Below are 12,312 nucleotides of genomic sequence, written 5' to 3' on the forward strand. Positions count from 1 at the left end.
GACCGAGTGTCAGTGGCACGTGGCAGGATCGGTGTCGTGGCGAAGACAGCATCGAAGAAGACCGACAGCACCTCCGGCGGCCGACCGCGGCTGATGCTCATGGACGGGCACTCGCTGGCGTACCGCGCGTTCTTCGCGCTGCCCGCGGAGAACTTCACGACCGCGACGGGCCAGCCGACCAACGCGATCTACGGGTTCGCGTCGATGCTGGCCAACACCCTGCGTGACGAGGCGCCCACGCACTTCGCGGTGGCGTTCGACGTCTCCCGCAAGACCTGGCGGTCCGAGGAGTTCACCGAGTACAAGGCGAACCGCTCCAAGACCCCGGACGAGTTCAAGGGGCAGGTGGAGCTGATCGGCGAGCTGCTCGACTCCATGCACGTGCCCCGGTTCGCCGTCGAGGGCTTCGAGGCGGACGACGTCATCGCCACCCTCGCCACCCAGGCCGAGGCCGAGGGCTTCGACGTCCTGATCGTCACCGGCGACCGGGACTCCTTCCAGCTGGTCAGCGAGCACACCACGGTCCTCTATCCGACCAAGGGCGTCTCCGAGCTGACCCGCTTCACCCCGGAGAAGGTCTTCGAGAAGTACGGGCTCACCCCCGCCCAGTACCCCGACTTCGCGGCGCTGCGCGGCGACCCGTCCGACAACCTGCCGGGCATCCCGGGCGTCGGCGAGAAGACCGCCGCGAAGTGGATCAACCAGTTCGGATCGTTCGCGGAGCTGGTCGAGCGCGTCGACGAGGTCAAGGGCAAGGCCGGGCAGAACCTGCGCGACCACCTGGAGAACGTGAAGCTCAACCGCCGACTCACCGAGCTGGAGCGGCGCGTCGAGCTGCCGAGGACCGTCACCGACCTGGAGCGGACGGCCTACGACCGCAAGGGCGTCGCGGTGATCCTGGACACCCTGGAGATCCGCAACCCCTCGCTGCGCGAGCGGCTCTACGCCGTCGACCCGGGCGCCGAGGAGGCCGAGGCCACCCCGGTGGTCGCGGACGGCGTCGAGCTGGACGGCACCGTGCTGGGCACGGGTGAGCTGGCCGGCTGGCTCGCCGAGCACGGCGCGCAGCCGCTCGGCGTGGCCACCGTCGACACCTGGGCCCTGGGCACCGGCTCGGTGGCCGAGGTCGCGCTCGCCGCCTCCGACGGGAAGGCCGCCTGGTTCGACCCGACGGAGATCGACGAGGCCGACGAGACGGCGTTCCGCTCCTGGCTCTCCGACGCGGACCGGCCCAAGGTCTTCCACAACGCCAAGGGCGCGATGCGCGTCTTCGCCGAGCACGGCTGGAGCGTCGCCGGCGTGGGCATGGACACCGCGCTGGCCGCCTACCTGGTCAAGCCCGGCCGCCGCTCCTTCGACCTGGACGCGCTCTCCCTGGAGTACCTGCACCGCGAGCTGGCCCCCGCCGCCGCGGCCGACGGACAGCTCGCCTTCGGCGCGGACGAGGGCGCCGAGGCCGAGGTGCTGATGGTGCAGGCCCGCGCGATCCTCGACCTGGGCGAGACGTTCGAGAGCCGCCTGGCCGACGTCGGCGCCGCCGACCTGCTGCGCGACATGGAGCTGCCCACGTCCGCGCTGCTCGCCCGCATGGAGCGGCACGGCATCGCGGCCGACCGGGAGCACCTCCAGGCCATGGAGCAGATGTTCGCGGGCGCCGTCCGGCAGGCGGTCAAGGAGGCCCACGCGGCGGCCGGACGCGAGTTCAACCTGGGCTCGCCCAAGCAGCTCCAGGAAGTCCTCTTCGGCGAGCTGAACCTGCCGAAGACCAAGAAGACCAAGACCGGCTACACCACCGACGCCGACGCCCTGGCCTGGCTCGCCGCCCAGACGGACAACGAGCTGCCGGTGATCATGCTCCGCCACCGCGAGCAGGCCAAGCTGCGCGTCACGGTGGAGGGCCTGATCAAGACGATCGCCGCGGACGGCCGCATCCACACCACGTTCAACCAGACGGTCGCCGCGACCGGCCGCCTCTCGTCCACGGACCCGAACCTGCAGAACATCCCGGTCCGCACCGACGAGGGCCGCGCCATCCGCCGCGGCTTCGTGGTCGGCGAGGGGTTCGAGTCCCTGATGACGGCCGACTACAGCCAGATCGAGCTGCGCGTGATGGCCCACCTGTCCGAGGACGCGGGCCTGACCGAGGCGTTCACGTCCGGCGAGGACCTGCACACCACCGCCGCCGCCCAGGTCTTCTCCGTCGAGCAGTCGGCCGTGGACGCGGAGATGCGCCGCAAGATCAAGGCCATGTCCTACGGACTCGCGTACGGGCTCTCGGCCTTCGGCCTCTCGCAGCAGCTGAACATCGAGGCGGCCGAGGCCCGCGGCCTGATGGACGCCTACTTCGAGCGCTTCGGCGGCGTTCGCGACTACCTGCGCCGGGTCGTCGACGAGGCACGGGCCACGGGATACACGGCGACCCTCTTCGGCCGCCGCCGCTACCTCCCCGACCTCAACAGCGACAACCGCCAGCGCCGCGAGGCGGCCGAGCGGATGGCCCTGAACGCGCCGATCCAGGGCACGGCGGCCGACATCGTCAAGATCGCCATGCTCAACGTGGACAAGGCGCTGCGCGAGGCCGACCTCAGGTCCCGCATGCTCCTCCAGGTCCACGACGAAATCGTCCTGGAGATCGCTCCGGGCGAGCGGGCCGCGGCGGAGGAACTGGTCCGCCGCGAAATGGCCAACGCGGTGCAGCTCAGGGTCCCCCTGGGCGTCTCGGTCGGCGCGGGCCCGGACTGGGAATCGGCGGCGCACTAGTAAGCGGCGGCGGCAGGCGGTACGAGGCCCTGCCGCCGCCCTCGCCGCCCCCCGCCGCTGCGGGCAGTCGTGCCTCCCCCAGGGCCAGAACGGCCTGGGCGGCACCCCCAGGCGGCACGGGTGGGCGTGGCGGCACCCCGCGACGCCGGGCCGCGCACCCCCGCCCCGCCCACGTCGGCCACCCCGTCGGCGCCGGGCCGCGCACCCGTCCCCCAGCGCCGCCCGGCCCGCCCCGTCACTCCGGTGGCCCCCGAGGAAACGCCGCCGCCCCGGTCTCCCGTGAGGATGCGGGCATGGGTATACGCATGCTCCACCACCGGACCACACCGGCACGGGCACGCACCGACGGACCCGCCCGCGTGCCACTCCTCCCGGTCCCGGTCTTCGCGCCGGGCGCAAGTACCGGCCGCATCCCCACCACCGTCGCGACGGTCCTTCACCGCACCGCGACGGGCCTCCGCCGCAGGCTCGCCCACCGGGCCCCCGCGACCGCCGCCCCGCAGGGAACACCCGCCTGGCGGCTCTGGGCCGACCTGGCCCGCGGTTACCTCGCGCTGGCCCTCGCCCTGCTGCCGCGGCCCCGGCCCGCCCACACCTTCACCGTGTTCGTCGCGCCCACCGACACCCTCGGCACCCGACCCGGCGGCCCGGCCTCGTACTGACGCCGGTCCCGTACTGACGCCGGCCCCGGACGGCCCGCCCGCTGGGCGACCGAGGGCGAACGACAACAGAACCCCTCATATGGCCAAGTGGTGAATGTCGGGCAGGAACGGGTGCCCGTGCAAAGAAAGTTGCCGTAGGGTCGCCTGCGGCACCGTACTGGTCGAACTGACGACCACGGTGCCCGGAGGACGACGGTGCAACCGTTCGCACCGGTCGCTCGTCACAACAGGGCGGATACAGCGGGTACGACGGGCGAGCACGACAGCAGAACACGGACGGAGACGGACGCGCGGGCGTCCAGGGGAGGGGTTCACTCTATGGCGGCGCATTTCGACAGGAGGCTCCGCAAGGCGGCGGTCACCACCACCGTGGCGGCGGTCGCGGTCGCGGCCCTGTCCGCGTCCCAGGCCCCCGACGTCACGGCCGACGGCAACGGCAGACAGACCACCGCCGACAACGCGCCGACGTCCGACACTCCCCCCGAGGAGAGCGCCACCGGCAACTCGCGCTACTACACCGACCTGCCGCCCCTCAACAGCCCCAGCCCGGCTCCGACCACGGGCACCCCCGCGTCGCGCGGTTCGTCCGAGGCCGGCATCCCCGCGACCGTCCTCGACGCCTACAAGAAGGCCGAGTCCGAGCTGCGCCGGGCCAAGCCCGGCTGCAACCTGCCGTGGCAACTGCTCGCCGCCATCGGCAAGGTGGAGTCCGGCCAGGCCCGCGGCGGCCGCGTGGACGCCAACGGCACCACCATCGGCCGCATCATCGGCCCGCAGCTCGACGGCAACGGCTTCGCCCTCATCAAGGACACCGACAACGGCGTCTACGACGGCAACAGCAGGTACGACAACGCCGTCGGCCCGATGCAGTTCATCCCGTCCACCTGGGCGTGGGCGGGCCGCGACGGCAACAGCGACGGCAAGGAAGACCCCAACAACGTCTACGACGCCGCCCTCGCCGCCGGCCACTACCTGTGCCGCAACGGCTGGGACCTTGCCGACCAGGCCGACCTGAAGCGCGCGATCCTCAGCTACAACAACTCGCAGGACTACCTGAACACGGTCCTGTCGTGGCTGGAGTACTACCGCAAGGGCACCCACGAGATCCCGGACGGCACCGGCAGCCTCCCGGTGGGCCGCAGCGACGACCCCACCTCCGGCACCCGTTCCCCGGGGCGCGGCACGGGTGCGAGCAGCCGCCCCCAGACCCCCGGCACGGCGACGCCCAGTCCGGGCCGGAGCCCGAGCAGGCCGCCGGCCTCGGGCAGGCCCACCGATCCCGGAGGCCCGAGCACCAGCCCCTCCACGCCGCCCACGGACCCGGCGCCGCCGACCGAGACCCCCACGCCCACCGACACCGTTCACCACCTGGAGAACGCCGGCGCCACGGGGTTCACCGCGATCGCGGGCGACACGTTCGCCGAGAAGATCAGCACCCGCGCCGAGACCAAGGCCGGAGAGGCCGTCGGCAAGGTGCGCGTCCGCTTCACCGTCCTGGGCGACACGGACGCCACCTTCACCGGCGGTGAGAAGGTCGCCGCGGTCACCACCAACCCCTCCGGCGTGGCCGTCGCGCCCGCACTGGTGGCGGGCGAGCAGACCGGTGGGTTCACCGTCCGCGCCACCGTCATCGGCCGTACCGTCCCCGGCCTCGACTACAAGGCCACCGTCACCGAGCGCGTCGCCGACGCCCTCACCAGCACCGGCGAGACCGAGCTGACCTGCACGCCGGGCGGCGAGTTCGCCGACCCGATCGAGGTGAAGGCCACGCTCAAGGGCGCCGTCGCGGACCAGGTCGCCGTCACCGCGACCCTCATCAAGTCCAAGGACGACCCGGCCGAGAACGACAAGGGTCCCTACTTCGAGGACGCCGACGGGAAGGCCGTCCGTACGCTGACCGGCCGGACGACCGACGCCAAGGGCCTGCTGGAGCTGCCCAAGCTGTACGCCGACGACGCGGAGGGCACGTACATCCTGCGCCTCACCACGCCGGGCGGCGCCACGCTCGACATCACCCTGAAGGTGGCCAAGGCGGCCGACCCGACGCCGGACCCGTCGACCGATCCGTCGACCGCCCCCTCCACCGAGCCGTCGACCGAACCTGCGGCGTAGGCACCGCCACCGTCCGCCCGGCGAGGCGCTCCCCGCCCCGCCGGGCCGCGGTCACCTGCCGAGCCGGGCCTTCGTGTACCGGGTCGGCTCCGCCGTGGCCGGGTCCTTTGGCCACGGATGCTTCGGGTACCGGCCGCGCAGCTCCGCCCGTACGCCGGTGTAGCCGTCCTTCCAGAACGAGGCCAGGTCGGCGGTGACCGCGGCCGGCCGGCCGGCCGGGGACAGGAGATGCACGAGGAGCGGCACCCCGGCGATCTCGGGCGACCGCTGGAGCCCGAACATCTCCTGCAACTTCACCGCGAGCACGGGCTGTTCGGGGTCGTCGTAGTCGATCCGGATCCTGGACCCGCTGGGGACGGGGATCCGCTCGGGGGCCAGCTCGTCGAGCCGCGCCGCCTCCCCGGACGCCCAGGGCAGCAAGCGCGTCAGCGCCTGCCCGGCGTCGATCCGCCCCAGGTCGGCCCGCCGCCGGGCCCGGCTCAGCTCGGGCTCCAGCCACTCGTCCGCGCGGGCGAGCAGGGCGTCGTCGGTGACGTCGGGCCAGGGCTCGCCCAGCCGGTGCCGCAGGAACACGAGCCGCTTGCGCAGCAGGTCGGCGTCGGCCGAACGCCGCAACAGCCCGAACCCCTCCCGCCGCAGCCCCTCCAGCAGGGCGCCCCGCACGAGTACGGGGTCGGCGTCGGCGAGGGGCCGCACCGCGAGTTCCACCGCCCCGAGCCGTTCGACCCGCCGCGCCACCACGTCGCCGTCGGCCCAGTGCACCTCGTCGCGCTCCGTCAGCAGCGCCCCCGCCGCGAGCCGGGCCGTCTCCTCGTCGACGGCCGCGCCGAGCTGCACGCGCGCGTGCCCCCTTCCCACCGGCCGGTCGGCCACGGCGACGGCGATCCAGGGCGCCCCGCGCAGTGCCGACCCCTGGGGGAGTTCGGCCCGGGTGCCGGAGACCATCAGATACGAACCGCCGTCCTTCCTGGCCACCCGCTCCGGAAACGCCAGCGCGGCGACCAGCCCGGCGAGAACGTCCTCACCGACCCGCTCCCCCTGCCCGCCGTCGCCACCCCCGACGGCGGCGCGCCGGCCCCGGCCGCTGTCGTCACCCTGCGCGGTGGCGCGCCGGCCCCGTCCGCTGTCGTCACCCTGTGCGGTGGCGCGCCAGCCCCGTCCGCTGTCGTCACCCTGTGCGGTGGCGCGCTGTCCCCGCCGGTCGTCGCCGCCCTCCACGGCGGCCCTCAGTCGCCGCACCTCGGCCCGCCAGCGCGCTCCGTACGCGCCCCCTCCGCGCCGGGCGGCCCGCAGTACGGACACGAGGTCGTCCCCGTACTCGCGGGGCGCCTCCTCACTCAACAGGCCCACCACCTCGGCCACCACCTCGGCCCCACCGCTCCTGAAGCCGCCCGCCCCGGGGACTCCGGCCCCGGCTGCGTCCGGTCGCGCGGTGCCGCCGGCGGCCTGTCGCGGCGCCGAGGTCCCCGTTGGCGAGGCGCCCGTACCGGGAGGAAGCGCACCGGAGCGGCCCGCGGGTGCCGCCGCCCCGAGGCGGCCCGGGGCGGAACCCCCGAGCCGGGCCCCGCCGCGTCCAGGAGTGCCCGGCCCAGCCGGGGGTGCAGGCCGAGACGGGACAGGCGTACACCTCGCTCCGTCGCGCGCCCCGCGCAGTCCACGGCGCCGACCGCCTCCAGCACCGACCGGGCGGCCGTCATCGCCCCGCCGGGCGGTGGGTCGAGCAGCGCCAGACCGGACGCGTCCGGATCGCCCCAGCAGGCCGCCTGCAGCGCGAACGCCGTCAGGTCGGCCACCTTGATCTCCGGCGCCGGGAACCGCGGCAGACGGGCGTCCTCCGCCTCCGCCCAGCAGCGGTACACCACCCCGGGCGCCTCGCGTCCGGCGCGGCCCGCCCGCTGCCGCGCCGCCGCCCGCGAGGCCCGTACCGTCGTCAGCGCGCTCAGCCCGCGCGCGTGGTCCACCCTCGGCTCCCGCGCGAGGCCCGCGTCCACGACCACCCGCACGCCCGGGACCGTCAGCGACGACTCGGCCACCGAGGTCGCCAGCACCACCCGGCGCCGCGCCCCGGGCGCCAGCACCGCGTCCTGCACGGCAGCGGGCGCCCGCCCGTGCACCTGGAGCACGTCGACGTCCCCCAGCGCCCCGAGGAAACCGGCGACGCGGGAGATCTCGCCCACCCCCGGCAGGAAACACAGGACGTCCCCGGCCCGCTCGGCCAGCGCCCGCCGCACCACCGAGGCCACGTGGGCGAGCAGCGCCGGGTCCACCCGCATCCCGTGCGGCGGGCGCACCGCACGCGCCGGCGGCGCCCACACGGTCTCGACGGGATACGACACGCCGTGCGCCTCGACCACCGGCGCGCCGCCCAGCAGCCGGGACCAGCCCTCCGCGTCGGTCGTGGCCGACGCGGCCACCAGCCGCAGCTCCGGCCGCAGGGCCTGCCGTACGTCCCACAGGAACGCCGCCGACGTGTCCGCGTCCAGATGCCGCTCGTGGCACTCGTCCAGCACCACCGCGTCGACGCCCGTCAGCTCCTGGTCCCGCTGGAGCCGCTGCAACAGCACGCCCGTCGTGACGACCTCCACGCGCGCGTGGCGCCCCACCACCCGCTCCCCGCGCACGGTGTACCCGACACTCGCGCCCGGCCTCTCACCCAGCAGCCACGCCATACGACGGGCCGCCGCCCGTGCGGCGATCCGCCGCGGCTCGGCCACCACCACGCGCCGCGCCGGAGCACCCTCCCCGCCCAGCAGCCCGGCCAGCGCCAGCGGCACCAGCGTCGTCTTGCCGGTGCCGGGCGGCGCGACCAGCACCGCCGTGCCGTGCTCCTCCAGGGCGTCGTGCAGCGCGGGCAGGGCACCGCGCACGGGCAGCGCGTCCAGGACGTCGTAACGGATCACGCCCCCAGTGTCGTACGTCCGCGAAAGCGCCCTCCACGCGCGCGTGGACCCGCCTTTTGGTACGGCTCAGTCGCGACGGCTCAGTCGCGCTCGCAGACGAAGATCGCCGTCCCCGGGATCAGATGCCCGCGCAGCGGCGACCAGCCGCCCCACTCCGAGGTGTTCCAGTCCGGCCACTCCGGCTCCACCAGGTCCACCAGCCGGAACCCGGACGTCACCACGTCCCGCACCCGGTCACCGAGCGTCCTGTGGTGCTCGACGTACACCGCGAGGCCGTCGTCGTCCTGCTCGACGTACGGCGTCCGGTCGAAGTACGAGGCGGAGACCGACAGCCCCTCGGGGCCCGGCTCGTCCGGGAACGCCCAGCGCAGCGGGTGCGTGACCGAGAAGACGAAGCGGCCGCCGGGCCGCAGCACCCGGCGCACCTCCCGCAGCACCAGCCGCGGGTCGGCGACGAATGGCAGCGCCCCGTACGCCGAGCACGCCAGGTCGAACGAGCCGTCCGCGAAGGGCAGCACCGACGCGTCGGCGCACACCAGGGGGAACGAGACGCCGATGCGCAGGGCGTGCTGGAGCTGGCGGTGGGAGAGGTCGAGGGCCACCGGACGGGCACCCTGGGCGGTCAGCCAGCGCGAACACTGGGCCGCGCCGGCGCCGATCTCCAGGACGTCCTTGCCCTTCAGGTCCTCCGGCGGGCCGAGCAGCTCCGCCTCCACCTCGTCCAGGCCCTCGGGACACCACACGAAGCGGTCGTCGCCGAGGAAGGTGCCGTGCTCGGTCTGGTACTCGTCCGCGTTCCGGTCCCACCAGCCGCGGTTGGCGCGGGAACTCTCAGTGACCCCGGCGGCACGCCGGGTGGCCTCGGGTTCGGATGCTTCGACTCCCTCTTGGATGACCGGCTCCCTCGTACTAGTCTGCGGGCTCTTCCGTGCCGCCCGCCCCTCGTGTCACGCAGGGGGCGTCCAGGGGTCCGTGTGGCCTCGGGAGGCGGCTTTTGTGCCGGGTATGCGGCGATCCGCCCCGGGTGTGCGGCTTCGCGCATTGACCCTGCCCGGCTGCCCCCGTATGCTACAAGTTGCGCTGCGGGCCTGCGCACCTCAGACGTAGCAGGTCGCGCTCGCATCTGTTGTATGTCCCCTCGGTTCTCGAGGCGTCACCAGTGGTTTTCGGTGACGCTTCCTTGGCTGTCCGGCTTCTGCAGAGCGAAACGGGCTCCCGGCGTAAGCAGTACCTACGACTTCAATGTCCGTACCGGAGCCCTTTCCCACATGACGAGCAGCACCGAGACCACCGCCACCACCCCGCAGGTTGCGGTCAACGACATCGGTAACGAGGAAGCCTTCCTCGCCGCGATCGACGAGACGATCAAGTACTTCAACGACGGCGACATCGTCGACGGCGTCATCGTGAAGGTCGACCGGGACGAGGTCCTGCTCGACATCGGTTACAAGACCGAAGGTGTCATCCCGAGCCGCGAGCTCTCGATCAAGCACGACGTCGACCCCAACGAGGTCGTCGCCGTCGGTGACGAGATCGAGGCCCTTGTTCTCCAGAAGGAGGACAAGGAAGGCCGCCTGATCCTCTCGAAGAAGCGTGCCCAGTACGAGCGGGCCTGGGGCACCATCGAGAAGATCAAGGAAGAGGACGGCATCGTCACCGGTACCGTCATCGAGGTCGTCAAGGGTGGTCTCATCCTCGACATCGGCCTCCGCGGCTTCCTCCCGGCCTCCCTGGTCGAGATGCGCCGCGTCCGCGACCTCCAGCCCTACGTGGGCAAGGAGCTCGAGGCGAAGATCATCGAGCTGGACAAGAACCGCAACAACGTGGTCCTGTCCCGCCGTGCCTGGCTGGAGCAGACCCAGTCCGAGGTCCGCCAGACGTTCCTCACGACCCTCCAGAAGGGTCAGGTCCGTTCCGGCGTCGTCTCCTCGATCGTCAACTTCGGTGCCTTCGTGGACCTGGGTGGCGTCGACGGTCTGGTCCACGTCTCCGAGCTGTCCTGGAAGCACATCGACCACCCGTCCGAGGTCGTCGAGGTCGGCCAGGAGGTCACCGTCGAGGTCCTCGACGTCGACATGGACCGCGAGCGTGTCTCCCTGTCGCTGAAGGCGACCCAGGAAGACCCGTGGCAGCAGTTCGCCCGCACCCACCAGATCGGCCAGGTCGTGCCCGGCAAGGTCACGAAGCTGGTTCCGTTCGGTGCGTTCGTCCGCGTGGACGAGGGCATCGAGGGTCTGGTCCACATCTCCGAGCTGGCCGAGCGCCACGTGGAGATCCCGGAGCAGGTCGTCCAGGTCAACGACGAGATCTTCGTCAAGGTCATCGACATCGACCTCGAGCGCCGCCGCATCAGCCTCTCGCTGAAGCAGGCCAACGAGGCCTTCGGTGCCGACCCGTCCACGGTCGAGTTCGACCCGACCCTGTACGGCATGGCCGCGTCCTACGACGACCAGGGCAACTACATCTACCCCGAGGGCTTCGACCCCGAGACCAACGACTGGCTCGAGGGCTACGAGACCCAGCGCGAGGCCTGGGAGACGCAGTACGCCGAGGCCCAGCAGCGCTTCGAGCAGCACCAGGCGCAGGTCATCAAGTCCCGCGAGGCGGACGAGAAGGCCGCTGCCGAGGGTGTCGACACCGCGGGTGCGGCCCAGGCCGCGTCCGGTGGCGGCGGTGGCGGCGGCTCCTACTCCTCCGAGGGTGGCGACAACTCCGGCGCCCTGGCGTCGGACGAGGCGCTGGCCGCGCTGCGCGAGAAGCTGGCCGGCGGCCAGAGCTGAAGCTCTGCACCGGCCGCTGACACACAGCGGTCGAAGCACGACGGTTGACTGAGGGGCCGCACCTTTCGAGGTGCGGCCCCTTCAGTGCTCCCTCCGGGAATGCCCCACCCCACAAGGGTGTTGTGACATACGAACACGAGGAGGGGAGCGGTCACTGTGCTTGATCCGCAGGATTTGTACACCTGGGAGCCGAAGGGCCTCGCCGTCGTCGACATGGCACTCGCCCAGGAGTCGGCCGGACTGGTCATGCTGTACCACTTCGACGGATACATCGACGCCGGGGAGACCGGCGACCAGATCGTCGACCAGGTGCTCGACTCGCTGCCCCACCAGGTCGTCGCCCGTTTCGACCACGACCGGCTCGTGGACTACCGGGCCCGCCGGCCGCTGCTGACCTTCAAGCGGGACACCTGGTCGGACTACGAGGAACCCACCATCGAGGTGCGGCTCGTCCAGGACGCCACCGGCGCACCCTTCCTGTTCCTGTCCGGTCCCGAGCCGGACGTGGAGTGGGAGCGCTTCGCCGCGGCCGTGGGGCAGATCGTGGAGCGGCTGGGCGTCCGCCTGTCGGTGAGCTTCCACGGCATTCCCATGGGCGTCCCGCACACCCGGCCCGTCGGCATCACCCCGCACGGCAGCCGGACCGACCTCGTGCCGGGCCACCGCAGCCCCTTCGAGGAGGCGCAGGTCCCCGGCAGCGCGGAGGCACTCGTCGAGTACCGGCTCGCGCAGGCCGGCCACGACGTGCTCGGCGTCGCCGCGCACGTCCCGCACTACGTCGCCCGCTCCGCGTACCCGGACGCGGCGCTGACCGTCCTGGAGGCGATCACCGCGGCGACCGGCCTGGTCCTGCCGGGCATCGCGCACTCCCTGCGCACGGACGCCCACCGCACCCAGACGGAGATCGACCGGCAGATCCAGGAGGGCGACGAGGAGCTCATCGCCCTCGTCCAGGGCCTCGAGCACCAGTACGACGCGGCCGCCGGTGCCGAGACCCGCGGCAACATGCTCGCCGAACCCGTCGAGATCCCCTCCGCCGACGAGATCGGCCGCGAGTTCGAACGGTTCCTCGCCGAGCGGGAGGGCGACGGCTGACCC

6 protein-coding genes and 1 pseudogene are annotated in these 12,312 nt (G+C 72.8%); 5 read left to right on the top strand and 2 right to left on the bottom strand.

Features of this window, described 5'->3' with window-relative positions; translation table 11 throughout:
• Positions 1–36: 36 nt before the first annotated feature.
• The 3 genes from polA (at position 37) to Sru02f_RS08955 (ending at position 5,534) form a co-directional block, all read left to right on the top strand.
• On the top strand, positions 37–2,760 hold the full coding sequence (polA, locus tag Sru02f_RS08945) for a DNA polymerase I (protein ID WP_109031896.1): 2,724 nt from the start codon (positions 37–39) through the stop codon (positions 2,758–2,760).
• A 293-nt stretch (positions 2,761–3,053) separates the two neighbouring features.
• Complete coding sequence (locus Sru02f_RS08950) at positions 3,054–3,422, top strand: hypothetical protein (protein ID WP_174855072.1); 369 nt, start codon at positions 3,054–3,056, stop codon at positions 3,420–3,422.
• A gap of 318 nt (positions 3,423–3,740) precedes the next feature.
• On the top strand, positions 3,741–5,534 hold the full coding sequence (locus Sru02f_RS08955; protein ID WP_109031898.1) for a lytic transglycosylase domain-containing protein: 1,794 nt from the start codon (positions 3,741–3,743) through the stop codon (positions 5,532–5,534).
• 51 nt (positions 5,535–5,585) lie between these two features.
• Here the strand turns inward: Sru02f_RS08955 and Sru02f_RS08960 are convergent.
• Positions 5,586–8,434: pseudogene (locus Sru02f_RS08960) on the bottom strand (ATP-dependent RNA helicase).
• Between the two features lie 80 nt (positions 8,435–8,514).
• On the bottom strand, positions 8,515–9,327 hold the full coding sequence (locus Sru02f_RS08965; protein WP_167469540.1) for a class I SAM-dependent methyltransferase: 813 nt from the start codon (positions 9,325–9,327) through the stop codon (positions 8,515–8,517).
• A 375-nt stretch (positions 9,328–9,702) separates the two neighbouring features.
• Between Sru02f_RS08965 and rpsA the strand changes: the two genes are divergently transcribed.
• Together rpsA and Sru02f_RS08975 are read left to right on the top strand one after the other, a co-directional pair.
• Positions 9,703–11,214, top strand: a complete 1,512-nt coding sequence (gene rpsA / locus Sru02f_RS08970; protein WP_109031901.1) for a 30S ribosomal protein S1 — start codon at positions 9,703–9,705, stop codon at positions 11,212–11,214.
• Between the two features lie 156 nt (positions 11,215–11,370).
• On the top strand, positions 11,371–12,309 hold the full coding sequence (locus Sru02f_RS08975) for a PAC2 family protein (RefSeq protein ID WP_003976821.1): 939 nt from the start codon (positions 11,371–11,373) through the stop codon (positions 12,307–12,309).
• The last annotated feature ends 3 nt before the right edge of the window (positions 12,310–12,312 follow it).

It is taken from the genome of Streptomyces rubrogriseus, assembly GCF_027947575.1.
GTDB classification, from domain to species: Bacteria; Actinomycetota; Actinomycetes; order Streptomycetales; family Streptomycetaceae; genus Streptomyces; species Streptomyces rubrogriseus.